Raw genomic sequence first — 17,404 nt, 5'->3', positions numbered from 1 at the left:
GATGAACCTTTCCCGCAAATATTGGGGCTTGCTTTTCCTGTTGCTTTCCGCCGGACTCTTTTCCTGCCGGCAACACAAGGCTGTTGCTCCCAGGTTTACCATGCTGGAATCTGGCAGAACAGGAATTGAATTTGCCAACCGCCTCAAGGCTACGCCTGATTTCAACATGTTCAATTACATGTATTTCTACAATGGGGCAGGAATAGGGGCCGGTGATTTTAACCAGGATGGACTGGTGGATCTTTTTTTCGCAGGCAACCAGGTCGGGAATAGCTTATATCTTAATAAAGGAAACCTGCAATTCCGTGATATCACCAGGGATTCAAGGATTCCGCAGGACGGCGGATGGTCTACCGGTATTTCAGTGGTTGACATAAACAACGATGGCCGGCTGGATCTGTATGTCTGCAGAGTGGGCTCCTTCGCAAATCTCAAAAGCCGGAATCAGTTGCTCATCAACACTGGTAATCATAACGGTGTGCCGCAGTTTTCAGACAGCGCTGCTGCATACGGTATTGATTTTTCCGGGTTCAGCACCCAGGCAGCTTTTATTGATCACGACCTCGACGGTGACCTCGATATGTACCTCATGAACCATTCCATTCATCACAATGGAACTTTCGGGGAGAGAAAGAAATTCCTGGGCACCAGTCACCCCCTGGCCGGTGACCGCTTTTTCCGCAATGACGGAAACAGGTTTGAAGATATTACCGCGCAGGCCGGCATCAACAGTTCCGCCATCGGGTATGGACTGGGCATTGCGGTGTCGGATATCAACTATGACGGTTACCCTGATATCTATATCGGGAACGATTTTCATGAAAACGATTATCTCTACATTAACCAGAGGGATGGCAGCTTCAGGGATGAACTAACGGAGAGGATCATGCATACTTCGCAGTTCTCGATGGGGGTGGATATCGCGGACATTAATAACGATGCGGCCCCGGAAATCATTAGTATGGATATGCTGCCCGATGACCCCTATATCCTGAAGCGGTCCCTGGGAGAGGATGAATACAATCTCTTCCAGATGAAAATCCGTTATGGTTACAATCACCAGTATGCGCGCAATAACCTTCAGCTAAATGATGGCAGGGGCAGGTTCAGGGAAACCGGATTATACAGTGGTGTGTCAGCCACAGACTGGTCCTGGGCGCCACTGTGGTTTGATTTCGATAATGATGGCAATAAGGACCTGTTTGTTTCCAACGGTATTCCCAAGAGGCTGAATGATATCGATTATGTAAATTATGTTTCTAACGAGGAGGTTCAAACGAAAATAAGGGAGGGCAGGATGGATGACAGGGAAATGAACCTGATTGAAAAATTTCCGCAGATCAAATTGCCCAACAGGTTTTTTCTCAACAGGGGAAGTGCATCTTTCGCAGACGGTGCAGATTCCGTCGAGAATAACCGGTCCACTTATTCCAACGGGGCTGTGTATGCAGACCTTGACAATGACGGGGATCTCGATATTGTGGTAAATAATATTGATGAGCCCGCCATGGTTTACCGCAACAATACCGCAGGTGACAGTACTGCCAACCGATACCTGCGGCTGGAATTGAAGGGCAGTGATAAAAACATCCGGGCTATTGGTGCAACAGCCATTGTTTACAGTGGAAATTCAGTCCATGTTTATGAGAAATACCCTGTAAGGGGATTCCAGTCGAGTATGGAAATACCCTTGCACATAGGGTTGAACAATGTAAGGGTTGACTCATTGCTGCTGGTCTGGCCCGACCGTACGTTTCAGCGTTTATCCATTGCTGATAGTTCCCGAAAAATAAGCCTGGATTACAGTCCGGGCCTGCCGGTTTTTAATAAGGAATCATTAAAGGTCTTCAGTGCAAGGGTTCAGCCGGCGGTGGATATCACCCGGGCAAGCGGGCTGGACTGGCTGCACCGGGAAAATCCTTTTGTTGAGTTCAACCGTGAACCCCTTATTCCCCGGATGATTTCAACTGAGGGGCCGGCACTGGCAGTAGCAGACATCAATCATGATGGATTGGAAGATGTCTTTATAGGTGCAGCGCGGAATGCCACCGGTGTTGTTTTTCTGCAGGAAGCTGATGGAAGATTCAGCCCAATACCACAGCCTGCACTGGCTTCCGACAGCGCGTATGAAGATGTGGATGCCTGCTGGATGGATGTCAATAAAGACAGTCATCCCGACCTGATAGTGGTAAGTGGCGGTAATGAATTTTATGGTACGGATTCCGTGCGGCAGCCAAGATTGTACCTGAATGACGGAAATGGGCGATTGCTGAAAAGGGCAGGAGCATTTCCGAAAATTTACCTGACGGGCTCGGTGGTTGCACCAAATGATGTGAACGGTGATGGATATCCGGATCTGTTTATCGGGGCAAGGTCCGTTCCCTTTGAATATGGAGCGACACCTGCTTCCTACCTGCTGATAAATGATGGAAAAGGAGGATTTGAAGATCATACCAGTAACCTTGCTCCCGGATTGTTACAGGCCGGATTGGTGAAACATGGGGAATGGGCTGACCTCAATGGTGACAAGGTACCGGAACTGTTGCTGGCAACTGAATGGAACCACCTGCAGGTATATGAAAAGAAGGCAGGGAAATATGTGCCGAGATCCCTGGGTAATGGCAAGGGCTGGTGGAATACCGTGCGGACTTTTGATGCGGATAATGATGGCGACCTGGACCTGCTTGCAGGAAACCTGGGACTTAACAGCCGCCTGAAGGCAAGTTCCGGAGAACCGGTTCGCTTATACTTTGGGGATTTTGATGGAAATGGGAAAAAAGAGCAGGTAATGACCTATTACCTGCATGGGAGAGAGTTGCCCTTTGCCAATAAAGCCGAACTGGAAAAACAGGTTCCCTTACTGAAGAAAAAATTCCTCTATGCGGAGGATTTTGCCAAAGCCACCCTGGAGGACTTGTTCGGCAAAACCGAGCTGGACAGAGCCATGCAATTTACTGCTGATAATTTTTCCAGCCAGGTGCTGATGAATGACGGTAAAGGAAATTTTACCGCGCGTACACTGCCATGGGAGGCGCAATTATCCACCCTTAATGCAGCCGCTTTTACTGATATAAACGGCGATGGGTTAACCGATATACTAACGGGGGGTAACTTTTTTGAAAACAATATCCAGATGGGCAGAAATGATGCTGATCCCGGTGCGGTACTGGTTAATCGAGGGAAGGGTGCGTTTGAATACCGTTTAATCGGTTTGCCGTTTCCTGTCGGTCAGGTCAGAAAAATTTCTCCGTTGAAATCAGTGGCGGCCGGGCAGGTATTTATCCTGGCGAGAAACAGCGACAGCCTGTTGGTTATTCAATTGGTAAAGAACTGAGGCGCAGGTTTAATATACCGGGTAACATACTTTTATTTCAACAATGTCATCGGGGGCAAATCCATACCCCGGTGTTTTAAAATCTTCAAAGGGGATAGCCATGCTGACCAGGGAATAATCGCGTTTGTATTGTTCAAGCGCCCTGAAGACTGCCGTTACGTTTTTATAAGCGCCTTTGTAATCAGCCACCAGGAGGTTTTTGCCCACAGGCATCATTTTTTTTGTAATGCCTTCTGCAGGATACAGGCTCACCGGGCTGTTGATGGCAATACTGGCGAAGATCTGTAATTCTTCCTCACCGGTCAGCTGGCTGTAAAAAATCCGCTTTCCATTCCAGGTGATGTGGTTGTTTCTCACAAAACTGATAAGCGAATCGAAAAGGATTTTTGTACCCTCCATTTTCTGGTCAGGCTTAACTGTACTGGTAGTGTACAGGTAAGAACTGTCTTTCACCATTTCCCTGCGGATGGTGTATCCATAAAAACGTTTGGTGTCGGTGGTAAATTCGCCCAGGTTTTTAATGCTGCGGATAGCGATCTCATCCAGGGGATCGGGGTCGATCATTCGTTGCCAGATGGTATTGGAAACAGGTAGTTTTACAATGCAACTGCGGCTGTTGGATGGGTCGGGCAGCACAGAAATTTTAAATCGTTTTGAATTGCCGTTTTCTGTCAGTTTTAGGATGGCATTGGCTGGTGTTGCGCTTTCAACGGTAAGTTCATGGTCGGTTGAGGAGATAGTGGGTTTGGGGTAAAATGATTTTTTTACCAGTTGGGTATCGTAACCGGCAAAAGGAAGAAACCACTTTCCCAGCTGAACCGGCAGCCTGAGCTGTTCCATGGTTTTATCCAGGGTATATGGAACCACCACCTTAGTGTTAAAGGTAATGGGAATGGTAACCGAGATCAGTAAAAGCGTACTCGCTATTCCCAATAATAAAATAATGACAAACTTCCTTCCCTTTAGCATATTTCCTGATTACATGATGGAGTGTTGGTAAATTTACTTACCAGACGACGAAAAATGAACTGTGCATGAAGAAACATTTTATTTCATTGCAACAGGCTTTTATTTTCTGGTCGTACCAGTGCCTTTCTTTGCGCAGCAGGCGGATCCCGGGGTGCCGGAAGCAGGTGGTATCGATTTGGCTTCCTGCTTTGGTGTGACGATTGCCAATGGGATGGGTGTAATGGTGTTAGGGTTGATACACAAAAATATATAGGTAAATGAGTAAAAAAGCATTCCTCTTTGATATGGATGGAACCATGATCGATAACATGTGGTACCACTTTAAAGCCTGGGAAAAAATGATGCTGGAACTGGGCGGCGGGTTGACCGGCGAAGCCCTGATCCCGCACTTGTATGGCAAGCCCCCGGAATTGCTGACACGTGTATATGGAAGCGGTAAGTTCACCCTCGATGAAATGAATGAAATCGGTGCACGTAAAGAAGGGTATTACCGTGAAATGTATGAGCCTTATGTCAAACTCCTGCCCGGCCTGGCAGATTTCCTTCGGGCCGCACGCGACAGGAATATCCGCCTGGGGGTTGGTACGGCTTCCAATATCCCGAATATTGACATGGTATTGCAAAAAACCGGTATCGCTGAATATTTTTCTTCGGTTGTCAGTGCAGATGATGTAGAAAGGAGTAAGCCGGATCCTGAAACCTGGCTGAAAGGTGCGCGGGAATTGGGTGTTCTCCCCGCAGATTGTATTGTGTTTGAAGATGTGCCAAAAGGTGTAGAGGCTGCCAGCCGGGCCGGTATGTCCTGCGTGGTGCTCACTACCAATCATACTTCGGAGGAATTCGAAGACTTCGACAATATTATCACAATAGTTCCGGATTTTACCGCACTTGACATAGACAAGCTTGCAGGGTTTTAGTAAATTAGAATCAACTGAATTACCATGATTCGTAAAATGTTAACCATCACCGCGCTGCTTGCAGCATTGACTGTAACAGCACAGGAAAGTTTCCCGCCGACTCCCGACATCATTTACGGTGAACTGTTCAGGGATGTACAGGAAGCCAGGATATTTCCTGATGGGAAAACATTTGTGGATTGTGTGCCAAAGCGGGAACCCGCGGAAATCGTCAAGGAATACCTGTCGATAAAGAACAATCCGGCTATTAAGTTTGCGCTGGAAATTTTTGTGGAACAGAATTTTCAACTGCCGGCAGCTTCCGGTGCGGGATATGTGACAAATACAGCGGAAGATATTTCAACACATATCCGGGGATTGTGGAAACAGCTTCGGAGGGAAGCAGACAAACCGGTAAAAGGTTCCTCCCTTCTGCCCTTGCCTCACCCCTACATCGTTCCGGGTGGAAGGTTCAGGGAGATATACTACTGGGATTCCTATTTCACTATGCTGGGTTTAAAGGAAAGCGGTGAGTTTGAAATGATCGGAAACATGGTCAGAAACTTTGCCTACCTCATAGATACCTACGGACATATTCCCAATGGTAACCGCAGTTATTACCTGAGCCGCTCACAACCACCATTTTTTTCCATGATGGTTGAATTGCTGGCAAGTGTGAAGGGAGATGATGTACTGAAACAATTCCTTCCTGCTATGGAAAAGGAATACCGGTACTGGATGAAGGGAGCGGAAACGCTAAAGCCGGGAACTGCAGCCGGCACAGTGGTAAAACTCAAAGACGGTGCCCTGCTGAACCGGTACTGGGATGAAAGCCAGCAGCCACGACAGGAAAGTTACAGGGAGGATGTTGAAACGGCTATGAAATCGAAGCGCAACAAAGTGCAGGTTTATCAGCACCTGAGAGCCGGCGCAGCAAGCGGGTGGGATTTCAGCAGCCGCTGGTTCGCCGATAATAAGACCATTCTTTCAATTGAGACAACTGATATCATTCCTGTTGACCTGAACAGCCTGCTTTACAATACAGAGATGATCCTTTCGAGGGCAAACATGGTGGCAGGGAATGATTCCGTTTCGCAGCAATATGCGAAACAGGCACAGTTGCGTCAGCAATCCATCGACCGTTATTGCTGGAATGCCGAACTGAAATTTTATACCGACTATAATTTCCGGAAGCAGAAGATGACGAATTCGGTTACACCTGCAGGTTTGTTTCCCTTTTGTTTCTTTCCACATCGCCAGGGTTACCTGAGCCTGATGGGAAGCCAGGCGGCCATTGTGGTGCAGGAAAAACTACTGAAGCCGGGAGGCCTGCAAAGCAGTGAATTCAACACAGGTGAACAATGGGACGCCCCTAATGGATGGGCCCCTTTGCAATGGATGGCCGTTATGGGCCTGGCACGCAGCGGGCAACTGGGACTTGCCAGGGAAATCGCACAACGCTGGTTATTATTGAATGAAAAGGTATACAGGGAAACAGGCAAGCTGATGGAGAAGTACAATGTTGCCGATCTCAGCAAACCAGCCGGTGGCGGGGAATACGCCGCACAGGATGGTTTTGGCTGGACCAACGGTGTTTACCTTGCACTGAAGTCCTGGTTGAAATAATGGTTATTTTTTTCTTACCACAATGGCACAGCCACCACCGGGCGCCATAGCAATTTTTATTTTTTTCCTGGCGGATATGTGCTGCTTTTTGATGGTATAGGCAGCCGGATTATTATTCCAGTCTGCATCAGCCGCATCTGCATAAATGGTGGCCTCGTACTGACTCTTCGGATCCAGGAAATTAAAATTCAGTTCCAGCCTGCGGCTGTTTTCATCAGTGACCAGGCCGATATACCAATCCTCCCTGGCTTTTGCTTTTCGGGCTATTGCCACATAGTCACCCGGTTCAGCAGCGAGGATCCTGGTATCATCCCAGTCAACGGGAACGTCTTTTATAAAATCGAAGGCATCGGGGTACAGGCTGTAATTCCCGGGCAGGTCACCTGCCATCATAAGCGGGGAATACATGGTTACGAATAAGGCCAGCTGTTTGGCAATGGTGGTCCTGATGCGGGTTTTTCGGGTGCTGTCGAACTGGTTCAGCCGGAAGCGGAAAAATCCGGGTGTGTAATCCATCGGACCTCCCATCATCCTGGTGAAAGGCAGAATGGTTTCATGTTCAGGCGTTAGTCCCAGCGCCGGGGCATTATTGAATTCATTTCCCCTGGCTGCTTCATTGGCCATCCAGTTCGGGTAAGTGCGGTGAAGTCCGGTGGGGCGAACCGATTCATGCGCATCCACCATGATCCGGTATTTTGCCGCTTTCTCTGCCACCCGCTGGTAATGGTTTACCATCCATTGCCCGTCGTGGTGTTCACCACGGGGAATTATCCTGCCTACATACCCGGTTTTTACCGTATTGATATCCAGTTGCCGCATCAGTCGGAATGCGGTGTCAAGATGTCTTTCATAATTGGTAACGGCACCTGATGTTTCATGGTGCATAATAAGCCGCACCCCTTTTTCCCGGGCATAGCTGGTCAGGTAGTTAATATCATAATCACTGTAAGGGGTAACAAAATCGAATACATCCTCTTTCCAGTTGCCGAACCAGTCCTCCCAGCCTTCATTCCAGCCTTCCACCAACACGCCGTCAAACCGATTTGCTGATGCAAAATCAATATAGTTTTTTACGTTGGCGGTATTGGCCCCATGTTTACCCCCTGCTTTCTGCCAGCTTGCTTTGCCCACATGCATTTCCCACCACATGCCAATAAATTTCTGCGGCCTGATCCAGGAAGGATCTTTGATAACCGAAGGTTCATTCAGGTTGAGTATCATTCTTGAGCTGAGTATCTCTCTTGCATCATCACTGATGATGATGGTCCTCCAGGGTGTTCTGAAAGGGGTTTGCAGGTAGGCTTTGTTGCCAACAGCATCCGGAACAAGGTGGCTGGTAAAAGAATAGTCATCTTCATTCAGTACCAGGTTCATGGCCGGATAATTCAACAAAGCCGCTTCATGAATATTTATATACAGCCCATTGTCGGTTTTCAACATCAGGGGCGTTTGTACGGCGCGGTTATGAAAGGGCGATTTTAATGCGATATCAGGTTCTTTGGCCGAGGCTTCAAATGCTGAGATTGCGTTCAACCTGGTAGTGTTATACAGGTATTCATTGCTGTCGTAATCGCCCGGAATCCAGAATGCCGTATGGTTTGCACCCAGGTGAAACCTGGTGTTTTCCTCGCCGATAATAAAATGTTCCAGGGCAGGCTGGACGGGAAATTCGTAACGAAACCCCACACCCTCATCGAATATCCGGAAGATGAGATTGATCCTGGTTCCTGAGCCGTTTTTATCCGTCAGTTTGTAAACCAGCTGTTTGTAGTTGTTGCGGATGGATTTTTCTTCCCCCCAGGCTGGTTCCCATGTTTCATTTACTGAAGCGGTATCAAATCCTGCACATTCAAATGCATTCAGTTCGATGGCAGGCTTTTTTAAGGAGAAGCCAATAGTGGATGGCGCCACTACTTCCCGGTCCTTATAGTGGACAGAATAACTCACCACCCCATTGGCGTTTATCATTAAATCCAGCCTGATAGCCGAATTTTGGGAATGGAGGACGATTCTTTCCTGCGACATTAATGCGCCGGAAAGAAGATTGCAACCCAGGAGGATCAGGAGTGTGTTCATTATTTGCATACTGCCAGTTGAAAATTATAAATGACCTTCCAGTCGCTTCGCGGCCGTTGCCAAAGCGTTGTCAATACAGGCATGCAAAGGCGCGTCCCGAAGCCAGGCATGGATGAATCCCGCCCAGAAGGAATCGCCTGCCCCGGTGCTGTCTTTTACCTGTACCGGTTTTGCTTTCGCATGCTGCCAGGCCTGTTGTTCTTTCCTGTACCAGACACCATCGGCACCACAGGTAAGGCAGGTGACGGAATTGTTGAACTGCTCCAGGAATTGCATGGCCCCGCCGGCGTCAAGTGGCTGCCCGGTAAATCTTTCCGCATCATCCAGACTGAATTTAAGAAGCGGATTCAGGCGGGTGATTTCATGGAAAACAGCTTTTGCATTGTTGCCGATTCCCCAGATCTTTTCCGCGTAATTCCAGTCTACACTAATCTGCCGGCCTTCATCTTTTGCTCTATGCATGGCCGTTAGAATGTTTGATTGCGCGGGTTCCCTGCTCAGCGCAAAGGCAGTGCTGTGAATGACGCTGCATTGGCTGATCAATTCTGTATCAACCGGTCTGATATGCTGGTCGGCACCACGATAGGGCAGGAAGTCCGGAGTGCCCTTGCTTTTTCCAACCAAAATGATGGTGGTGGCGTGATCGGGGACCTGCTGTACATGACTGGTGTCAATCCCTTTGGCATGCATGTCATCAAGGATGATTTTTGCCAGGCCGTCATTGCCCAATGCCGCTACCAGTTTTGCCGGTGTACCCAGTTGATTCAGGAACCGGCAGAAATTAGCCGGGCTGCCGCCGGGTTTCAGTTCGAGTTCCCTTGCCTGCGAAAGGTCATCTACAAAGGAAGTAGACACAGCGTCGATCAGGGCTTCTCCGATGGCCAGTACAAAAGGTGATTCCATAAACTATTCTAAGGTGAACAATCTTTTTCCTTCCAGGTAATTAATTGCCAGAATATGGCCTCCTGCACTCCAGGCGCAATGCGGCACGCCGATTGGCTGGCCCGTTTCCCCATGAAGGCATTCGTTGTATTCATGGTTGTTCAGACTGTTGGCTGTTTCTATTTTGGCAGTGATGTCGCGTGCCAGGGCGTTGCGGTTTTTTACACAAAGCGCAGCTGCCAGCCAGCCATTCCATACCGGCCATAAACCACCGTTGTGGAATTCCCCGGGCAGGTTACGGAAGGTAAAAGCGTAGTTGTGCTGCAGCTCCTGCATGTCGGGATCATCAAAGCCGATGTTCGGAAAAAAGGAGGGCAGCAGGTTCTGTTTTTTATGAAAGAATCCGGTCAGTAATTCGAGAAGGATATTGTCCTGCTCAGCATTACCGATGCCCAGCAACAGCGCGAGGATATTGGCCTGAAGGTCGAACTGTGAATATATGCGCGAGGGGTTGAATCCCATGAACCAGAAATCAAGGGGGGCATGTTCGAGCTGGTGTGCCAGGTTAGGTGCATAAAGCTTTTGAGCCTCCAGGCTGTTCCAGAAATTCGCTTGTACCACCGAAGTGATGACCGCTGCATTTTCCTTCCAGTCCTTCCTGTCAAAAACATCTCCCGCCAGCCGCAGCGCCCAGATCCTGAGCAACTGGTTGAACAGGATATAACCGTGCTGAATGTATTCATCTGCCCAGTCGCCGCTCTGGGGAACATAAATAAGATGTTTCCCGTTGAACTCCCAGGCATCCATAACCGAAAAACATTTTTCAACCTGGGTAAGGTATTTGAAGGCGAAATCGGATTCGTTTTGCATGAGGGCAAACTGGCAAAGCCCGATAACTGCCCAGCTGGGATTGTCGGCCCTGCCAACTGTACCTCCATAGCTGACACCACCGGAAGGGGTGACATTGGAAGGCATGAACCCGGTGCGGTGCTGGTGGGCAAAAATCGTCCTGATGGTAGCCCGGGCCGTGTCGATGAGTTCCGGTTCTCCGCTGAGCAGCGCCGCCAGACTGTTGATGGTGCCATCGCGGGTCCATATCCGCCTGTAATTGTCGTGCTCCTGCACACTGGCAACAAAGCCGAAACCGGTTGATGCCTTTTTCAGTAGATCTAACGAGGAAGTATATGCGCTAAAATTGATCATGGTATCTGTTTAATGTCCGCCTCCGGCAGGTACTACGGTTGATGAGGAACGTGTGCTTTTTACGCGAATGGTGGCAAGGGCCGCCAGCAGTAATAAGATGCCTGCGAAACTGATGGCGTTGGATGGATTGCTTCCGAGGAATGCTTTGTACACCCACCCAAAAGACAGTGTCTGCAGTATCATCGGGATCACGATCATCATGTTGATGATGCCCATATAAACGCCATAACGTTCCTTGGGAATGCTGCTTACCACCATGATATAGGGAACTCCCATCATGCTGGCCCAGGCAATGCCGAAACCGACCATGGGAGCGTACAGGAGGGAAGGGTTTGAAATATGCGGAAATACCAGCAGGGCTGCTGCGGCCATCAGCAGGCAAAGCACATGCACCATTTTGGCACTGAACCGGTTGGCCAGCCAAACCAGTCCGAACGCTGAAAGAAAGGTGACGATATTATAAAAGCCATTCACTTTTCCGGCCAGTACCACGGCTTCCTCATACAGGGGAGTGCTGGCATCGGTCTTGTAAATGGATTTGGCAATACTGAGTGATACAAACTGCCAGTAGCAGAACATGGCATACCACTGGAACAGGTAAACAAGGGACAGCTGCCACATCACCGAAGGCATTTCCCTGATGGCGTGGATGATCTCCTTCAGCGGTTCCATCACCCCGTTCTTTTTTGCCCGCAGGGCCTGCAATTCCTCAGGGCTGGGAGGAATTTCCGGTGTTTTGATCACTGACCATAGTACTGACAGTATGGAACAAACGCCGCCGACAAAAAAGGAACCATATACCCAGTAGGGAATTCCAGACGCTGCTTTTCCGTCGATCATTTCCTTGAAAAAACCAAGTGACAGGTTGGCAAGCGTAATGCCCAGTCCGGTGAAGAAACTCTGGGTCAGGAAGCCCATGGGTTGTTGCTGCTCATTCAGTTTATCGGCTATGAATGCCCGGTAAGGCTCCATGGCAGTATTGTTGGCCGCATCCAGTATCCACAGTAATCCTGCAGCCATCCATAATGCCCGGCTGAAGGGGAAAGCAAAAAGGCAAAGGCTGCAGAAGACGGCGCCGATCAGGAAGTAGGGCTTTCTTCTGCCCCAGCGGGGATGCCAGGTCCGGTCGCTCAGGGCCCCGATTACCGGCTGTATCAGCAGGCCGGTCATTGGTCCGGCCAGGTTCAGGATGGGTAGTTCTTCCGGCCGGGCATCGAGGAAGGTATACAGTGGATTGATAGCTGTCTGCTGCAAACCGAAACTGTACTGGATACCGAAAAAGCCAACATTCATATTGATGATCTGCCAGAAGGAAAGCCGGGGCTTGGGGAAATGCATAAGCGATCGTTGGTTTGGTGCTTAAAAATATGTATTCCGATGTGTATTCCTGCTGCTTTGAAAGGATTACACCGGGAAAATCTCCACAGCAAACCGTTGCGTTATATTTGCAGGTATGATTTCACCCCTGACAAGCCTGTTACAGCGTCATCAGCCGGGATTTTACCCGGTCATTTCATTCGACTCTTCGGCCGGGAAACTGGCCAGGCTCGACCTTTCCGAAGGTGGTGAACTTCCGGCAGGAATAGCGGCCGATGAAAACAGGTTTGTGGCATTCATGGATGAACTCAGGCAACAAAAACACGCTGATTTTCTCCTGGGCGGATATGATGAATTAAGGGGTATGTACCAGCGGAGTGAATTGTTCGACGGAGAAATGGAACCCCGTCGGCTTCACCTGGGAACCGATATCTGGGGGCCTGCAGGAACCCCGGTTTATGCGTTTATGGGTGGCATGGTTCACAGTACCGCATATAATGACCGCCTGGGTGATTATGGCGCCACAATGATAGTCCTGCACCAGTTGGAAGGCATCCCTTTTTATACCCTTTACGGCCATATTTCGCTTAATGATATCCGTCAGGTGGCTGCAGGCCAGTATATCAGCCGGGGCCAGGAAATAGCCCATTTCGGAATGCCCGCAGAAAATGGCCACTGGCCACCCCATCTGCATTTTCAGGTGATCTCTGATATGGGCCTCCGGGAAGGCGATTATCCGGGGGTATGCCGCCTCTCTGAGCGACATCAATGGCTGGAAAATTGCCCTGACCCTGACCTTATTCTTCAATTGAATAAATTCCTTCCTGCGGTTTGACCGCTGCATTAAAAAAATATGATTGTTATCAGGGTCACCCTTCCGGATAGCAATTTTCTTTAATTTGTGATAGCTCTGACAAAGGTCCTGATTGTAGCAACCTGCCCTGGGGAAACTACCTATTTATCACCTTTAAATCGGACTTTATGTCGTTCAACATTCTGGATGCGGTAAAAGGCTTTCTGACGCCTGACCTCATTGGTAAAGCAGCTAACTACCTCGGCGAATCAAATGAATCAGTTGGAAAAGCAATTGGTGGACTGGTTCCATCGGCATTGTTAGGTATTACTTCAAAAGCAGAGTCCGGCGGCGGCGATATGGTGCTTGATCTTGCCCGTAAGGCAATGGACAGCGGCATATTGGGAAACCTTTCCAATGCCTTCAGCACCGGTGGCGGCGGGATACCGGATTCTTCCCCGGGCCTGTTGCATGGCATATTCGGAGATAAAGTCGGCGGTATCGCCAATGCCATTGCACAGTTCGCCGGCATCAAAGGATCTTCTGCAGCCTCGTTGTTGGGATCCGTCCTGCCGCTTGCATTGGGCCTGCTGGGAAAACATGCCGGAGAAAACAACCTGTCTGGTTCCGGATTATTATCCATGCTCCGCGAACAGAAGCCCGGTCTGCTGAATGCTTTGCCCGGCGGTCTCAATATCGGCGGTTTGCTGGGTTTGGGTGCCGCCAAGCCCGGAGCTGCTCCCACTGCGCATGCTGTACATGAAGAGCCCAAAAGATCGGGTAGCTGGCTGATGCCCCTGTTGCTGGGTCTGGCGGCTGTGGCCCTGCTTTTGTACATCATGAAAGGATGCGGCGCTGACCATAAAGAAGAAGCGAAAGTGGAAGCACCGGTTGTTGCCGTTCCGGAACCCGCACCGGTAACCACTGCGCAGCCTGCACGTGAATCACTGAAAGTGAAACTGGCCGACGGTACAGAAATCAATGCCTACAAGGGTGGTATTGAAGACCAGCTGGTAGCCTGTCTGAACGATGCCGCCTGCGTGGCCGGACGGGATAAGTGGTTTGACTTCGACAATATTAATTTCGAAGTGGGCAGTGCGAGGCTTACTGCAGAAAGTATGGCCCAGGTGCAGAATATTGTGAGCATCCTGAAAGCATATCCCAAAGCAAGGATCAAGATCGGTGGTTATACTGACAAAACCGGTGATGCTGTAGCCAACAAAAAACTCAGCCAGGAAAGGGCAGATGCAGTGTTGGCGGCCATTACATCCGCCGGTGCCGCCGCAACCCAACTGGTGGGTGCAGAGGGGTATGGCGAGGAACTGGCCAAAGTTGCAGAAGAAGCATCGGACGAAGATCGGAGGGTTGACAGGAGGATTTCAGTTCAGCTGAGGGAAAAATAAGTGTCGGATAAATTTCCCGGATAAAAGGTGGCGCAAACCGCGCCACTTTTTTTGTACTTGTATGTACAATTAATGCCTGCGTCAGGAGGGAAGTTTGTCTGTAATGCGGTTTATGCTCTGGATGAGCCGGGCACTTTCTTCTTTGCCCAGGATGGCGGAATAGGTTTCATTGAATTCGGTCGCACAGGATTTCAGTTGCGGCCCCAGTTCCTTTCCTTTTGGGGTCGGATAAACATTGGTGATCTTCCCTTCAGAGGTCCGGACCACCAGTTTTTTTTCTTCCAGTTTTTCGATGAGCCTGGTAACGGTACTGGGACTGAGTTGCAGCTCTTCGGCCAGAACCCCGGGCTGCATGCCCGGTTCTTCCAGGACAATCATCAGCAGGTAGGCATGGCTGGGTGCCAATCCCAGTTTTTTCCAGCAGTCAATGGCCAGTTTTTCAATTTTTCTGGCCAGTGAACCGCTGGCAAAATACATGCATTTGTGGTACCTGCTCTCCGATGTTTTCATTCCTGCAAAATTGCACCGATTTATTTGTACATGCAATAAAATATATTTTATAATATTGATCCTGCCATGTTGAATCAGAATCTACATCCCGAAGAGAAGCCGCAGAATTCCGCGGAAAAGGAGTTTGAGAATGCGCTGCGACCCAAAGAGATCGACGATTTTGCCGGCCAGCCCCAGATCATCGAAAACCTGAAAATTTTTATCAAGGCAGCTAGAATCAGGGGAGAGGCGCTGGATCATGTACTGTTTCATGGTCCGCCCGGATTGGGAAAGACCACTCTTTCCAGAATCGTAGCCACCGAGATGGGTGTGCATATCAGGGAAACCTCGGGACCGGTTATTGAAAAGCCGGGAGATCTGGCGGGACTTCTCACCAACCTGGAGCCAAATGACGTACTGTTCATCGATGAGATCCATCGCCTGAGCACGGTGGTGGAGGAATACCTCTATGCTGCCATGGAAGATTACCGCATAGATATCATGATCGACAGCGGCCCGAATGCACGCAGCATACAGATCAACCTGAATCCTTTCACCCTGATTGGCGCTACCACCAGAAGTGGCCTGTTAACTGCCCCTTTGCTGTCGAGGTTTGCCATTAAATCGCGTCTTGAATATTATAATTCAACGGTCCTTGAAAAGATCATTATCCGTTCGGCCGGATTGCTGAATGCGCCCATTTCCAAAGAGGCGGCAGCCGAGATCTCGCGCCGCAGCAGGGGTACCCCGCGTATTGCCAACGGCCTTCTGCGCAGGGTTCGCGATTTTGCCATGGTACTGAACGATGGCCAGATAGATATCGGTATAACACGTCATGCGCTGACTGCCCTGAACGTGGATGAACATGGACTGGATGAGATGGACAACCGGATACTGTCTACCATCATAGAGAAATTCAAGGGAGGGCCGGTGGGCATCACCACCATTGCCACTGCTGTTGGGGAAGAGGCCGGAACCCTGGAAGAAGTATATGAACCATTCCTGATCCAGGAAGGATTTATCCAGCGCACACCCCGCGGCCGTGAAGTAACGGCGAAAGCCTATGAGCATTTGGGTAAAAGGCCTAGAAGGGAAGAAGGGCCGAATTTATTTGATGTCTGATTGTTTTGACTTAAATAAAAAAGCAACCGTTTCTGGCGGTTGCTTTTTTTTATTTTATGCCGTTGTCGGCACCACCAGCCTGAAACCGTTCCCATGTATGTTAACGATTTCGATGGTGTTATCTTCCTTGAGGTATTTACGGAGCTTGGCAATATAAACATCCATACTGCGGCCATTGAAATAAGTGTCACTGCCCCAGATTTTTTTCAGGGCCTGGTCACGCGGCAGGAGGTCATTCATGTGTTCGCAAAGCATTTTCAATAATTCATTCTCCTTGGGCGACAGGGTCTGTGTCTGGCCGTTATGACTCAGTTCACGCAGCTTTGGGTTGAAATGAAAACTCGCCAGGTCAAACTCCTTGTTTTCAGTTTCCTTGTTCAGTTCCTCGTTGCGCTTGAGGATTGCCTTGATCTTCATCAGCAATACTTCGCTGTCAAAAGGCTTGGTGATATAATCATCTGCCCCGAGCTTGTACCCCTGGATAATATCCTCCTTCATGGTTTTGGCGCTCAGAAAAAACAAGGGAATATCAGGGTCGATATCACGGATCTCTTCTGCCAGTGAAAAACCATCCATATTGGGCATCATCACATCAAGCAGGCAGAGGTCGAATTTTTCTCTCTGGAAAGCTGCCAGTCCCAGACGGCCATCCCTTTCCAGCACCACGTCAAAATCATTCAACTCCAGGTAATTTTTCAATACCAGTCCAAGGTTCTGATCGTCTTCGCACAACAGTATTTTCGCTTTCTTTTCTTCCATGGCTAATTTTTTATGGTGATAAAATAAAATTAAATCATTTCTACCCGCTTACCAAAGGGGGATAATGTTTTGTTAATACAGTAAAGGTTCCAGTCCATATTTTTGTGTTTTCAAAGATATCTTATGCTTATTACCCCAGACAGTAAACTCAAAAAGCTGATTGTCATCGGCGACAGGGTCCTGATCAGGCCCTCAAGACCCAATGAACAAACTGCCAGCGGACTTTATCTCCCGCCAGGCGTTCAGGAAAAAGAAAAAGTGCAGCAGGGTTATGTGATCAGAACCGGACCCGGATATGCCATTCCAGCTCCGCCCGAGGAAGAGTCCTGGAAACAAACCGAAGATCAGGTTAAATACATTCCCCTCCAGGCCCGCGAAGGAGACCTTGCCATCTTCCTGGTCAGCGGCGCTACAGAAGTGATGTATGAAGGCGAGAAATACTTTATCGTGCCCCAAAGTGCCATCCTTATGCTGGAACGCGAGGAAGATTTATAGCCGGATCAATAATTCCTTTATCTTTCTTACCAAACTTATC

Annotated in this window: 15 protein-coding genes; 8 read left to right on the top strand and 7 right to left on the bottom strand. The window is 49.1% G+C overall.

The features are described from left to right. Position 1 precedes the first annotated feature (1 nt). A complete protein-coding gene (locus BC349_RS07940; protein ID WP_187256219.1) occupies positions 2-3,334 on the top strand; it encodes a VCBS repeat-containing protein in 3,333 nt (1,110 codons plus the stop codon). 9 nt (positions 3,335-3,343) lie between these two features. Here BC349_RS07940 and BC349_RS07935 read toward each other — a convergent pair whose 3' ends face one another. Beyond that, on the bottom strand, positions 3,344-4,303 hold the full coding sequence (locus BC349_RS07935; RefSeq protein WP_187256218.1) for a GyrI-like domain-containing protein: 960 nt from the start codon (positions 4,301-4,303) through the stop codon (positions 3,344-3,346). Positions 4,304-4,364: 61 nt separating this feature from the next. On the opposite strand from BC349_RS07935, the gene BC349_RS07930 reads away from it, so the two are divergent. From BC349_RS07930 to treA, 3 genes are read left to right on the top strand one after another with little or no spacing between them, the layout of a single operon-like run. Then, positions 4,365-4,556, top strand: coding sequence for a hypothetical protein (locus tag BC349_RS07930; RefSeq protein ID WP_187256217.1), 192 nt, complete (start codon positions 4,365-4,367; stop codon positions 4,554-4,556). A gap of 4 nt (positions 4,557-4,560) precedes the next feature. Then, positions 4,561-5,220, top strand: coding sequence for an HAD family hydrolase (locus tag BC349_RS07925; RefSeq protein ID WP_187256216.1), 660 nt, complete (start codon positions 4,561-4,563; stop codon positions 5,218-5,220). Between the two features lie 24 nt (positions 5,221-5,244). Continuing rightward, the gene (gene treA, locus BC349_RS07920) at positions 5,245-6,825 is read left to right on the top strand and encodes an alpha,alpha-trehalase TreA (RefSeq protein WP_246456856.1); all 1,581 of its coding nucleotides are present in this window, start codon (positions 5,245-5,247) and stop codon (positions 6,823-6,825) included. Between the two features lie 3 nt (positions 6,826-6,828). Here treA and BC349_RS07915 read toward each other — a convergent pair whose 3' ends face one another. The 4 genes from BC349_RS07915 to BC349_RS07900 are packed head-to-tail and all read right to left on the bottom strand — an operon-like array spanning position 6,829 to position 12,324. After that, positions 6,829-8,910 carry a glycoside hydrolase family 97 protein gene (locus BC349_RS07915; protein ID WP_187256215.1) on the bottom strand — a complete coding sequence of 694 codons (2,082 nt, stop codon included), beginning with the start codon at positions 8,908-8,910 and terminating at the stop codon, positions 6,829-6,831. Positions 8,911-8,925: 15 nt separating this feature from the next. Then, on the bottom strand, positions 8,926-9,804 hold the full coding sequence (locus BC349_RS07910; RefSeq protein ID WP_187256214.1) for a carbohydrate kinase family protein: 879 nt from the start codon (positions 9,802-9,804) through the stop codon (positions 8,926-8,928). A 3-nt stretch (positions 9,805-9,807) separates the two neighbouring features. Then, complete coding sequence (locus tag BC349_RS07905; protein WP_187256213.1) at positions 9,808-10,986, bottom strand: glycoside hydrolase 100 family protein; 1,179 nt, start codon at positions 10,984-10,986, stop codon at positions 9,808-9,810. 9 nt (positions 10,987-10,995) lie between these two features. Continuing rightward, on the bottom strand, positions 10,996-12,324 hold the full coding sequence (locus tag BC349_RS07900; RefSeq protein ID WP_187256212.1) for an MFS transporter: 1,329 nt from the start codon (positions 12,322-12,324) through the stop codon (positions 10,996-10,998). Between the two features lie 115 nt (positions 12,325-12,439). Here BC349_RS07900 and BC349_RS07895 point away from each other — a divergent pair, with 115 nt between their 5' ends. Both BC349_RS07895 and BC349_RS07890 read left to right on the top strand, forming a co-directional pair. Then, the gene (locus BC349_RS07895; RefSeq protein WP_187256211.1) at positions 12,440-13,138 is read left to right on the top strand and encodes a peptidoglycan DD-metalloendopeptidase family protein; all 699 of its coding nucleotides are present in this window, start codon (positions 12,440-12,442) and stop codon (positions 13,136-13,138) included. 146 nt (positions 13,139-13,284) lie between these two features. Further along, positions 13,285-14,499: an OmpA family protein gene (locus tag BC349_RS07890; RefSeq protein ID WP_187256210.1), complete on the top strand. Its 1,215-nt coding sequence runs from the start codon at positions 13,285-13,287 to the stop codon at positions 14,497-14,499. Between the two features lie 81 nt (positions 14,500-14,580). Here the strand turns inward: BC349_RS07890 and BC349_RS07885 are convergent, their stop codons facing one another. Continuing rightward, entirely contained in the window at positions 14,581-15,009 is a 429-nt protein-coding gene (locus BC349_RS07885; protein WP_187256209.1) for a MarR family winged helix-turn-helix transcriptional regulator, read from the bottom strand. A gap of 66 nt (positions 15,010-15,075) precedes the next feature. Between BC349_RS07885 and ruvB the strand changes: the two genes are divergently transcribed. Then, positions 15,076-16,110 carry a Holliday junction branch migration DNA helicase RuvB gene (ruvB, locus tag BC349_RS07880; RefSeq protein WP_187256208.1) on the top strand — a complete coding sequence of 345 codons (1,035 nt, stop codon included), beginning with the start codon at positions 15,076-15,078 and terminating at the stop codon, positions 16,108-16,110. Positions 16,111-16,164: 54 nt separating this feature from the next. On the opposite strand, the gene BC349_RS07875 is transcribed toward ruvB, so the two are convergent. After that, the gene (locus BC349_RS07875) at positions 16,165-16,869 is read right to left on the bottom strand and encodes a response regulator transcription factor (protein WP_187256207.1); all 705 of its coding nucleotides are present in this window, start codon (positions 16,867-16,869) and stop codon (positions 16,165-16,167) included. A gap of 123 nt (positions 16,870-16,992) precedes the next feature. On the opposite strand from BC349_RS07875, the gene BC349_RS07870 reads away from it, so the two are divergent. Beyond that, on the top strand, positions 16,993-17,364 hold the full coding sequence (locus BC349_RS07870; RefSeq protein WP_187256206.1) for a co-chaperone GroES: 372 nt from the start codon (positions 16,993-16,995) through the stop codon (positions 17,362-17,364). Positions 17,365-17,404: the final 40 nt, after the last annotated feature.

This window comes from Flavihumibacter stibioxidans (assembly GCF_014332695.1).
Classification (GTDB): domain Bacteria; phylum Bacteroidota; class Bacteroidia; order Chitinophagales; family Chitinophagaceae; genus Flavihumibacter; species Flavihumibacter stibioxidans.
Note: the sequence above shows the minus strand (reverse complement) of the source record. Positions and strands in the feature narration are given on the sequence as shown.

Excerpts from the sequence above, each read along its gene's own strand:
- BC349_RS07940 (WP_187256219.1), top strand. The coding sequence starts at position 2 with ATGAACCTTTCCCGCAAATATTGGGGCTTGCTTTTCCTGTTGCTTTCC.
- BC349_RS07935 (WP_187256218.1), bottom strand. The coding sequence starts at position 4,303 with ATGCTAAAGGGAAGGAAGTTTGTCATTATTTTATTATTGGGAATAGCG.
- BC349_RS07925 (WP_187256216.1), top strand. The coding sequence starts at position 4,561 with ATGAGTAAAAAAGCATTCCTCTTTGATATGGATGGAACCATGATCGAT.
- treA (WP_246456856.1), top strand. The coding sequence starts at position 5,245 with ATGATTCGTAAAATGTTAACCATCACCGCGCTGCTTGCAGCATTGACT.
- BC349_RS07915 (WP_187256215.1), bottom strand. The coding sequence starts at position 8,910 with ATGCAAATAATGAACACACTCCTGATCCTCCTGGGTTGCAATCTTCTT.
- BC349_RS07910 (WP_187256214.1), bottom strand. The coding sequence starts at position 9,804 with ATGGAATCACCTTTTGTACTGGCCATCGGAGAAGCCCTGATCGACGCT.
- BC349_RS07905 (WP_187256213.1), bottom strand. The coding sequence starts at position 10,986 with ATGATCAATTTTAGCGCATATACTTCCTCGTTAGATCTACTGAAAAAG.
- BC349_RS07900 (WP_187256212.1), bottom strand. The coding sequence starts at position 12,324 with ATGCATTTCCCCAAGCCCCGGCTTTCCTTCTGGCAGATCATCAATATG.
- BC349_RS07895 (WP_187256211.1), top strand. The coding sequence starts at position 12,440 with ATGATTTCACCCCTGACAAGCCTGTTACAGCGTCATCAGCCGGGATTT.
- BC349_RS07890 (WP_187256210.1), top strand. The coding sequence starts at position 13,285 with ATGTCGTTCAACATTCTGGATGCGGTAAAAGGCTTTCTGACGCCTGAC.
- BC349_RS07885 (WP_187256209.1), bottom strand. The coding sequence starts at position 15,009 with ATGAAAACATCGGAGAGCAGGTACCACAAATGCATGTATTTTGCCAGC.
- ruvB (WP_187256208.1), top strand. The coding sequence starts at position 15,076 with ATGTTGAATCAGAATCTACATCCCGAAGAGAAGCCGCAGAATTCCGCG.
- BC349_RS07875 (WP_187256207.1), bottom strand. The coding sequence starts at position 16,869 with ATGGAAGAAAAGAAAGCGAAAATACTGTTGTGCGAAGACGATCAGAAC.
- BC349_RS07870 (WP_187256206.1), top strand. The coding sequence starts at position 16,993 with ATGCTTATTACCCCAGACAGTAAACTCAAAAAGCTGATTGTCATCGGC.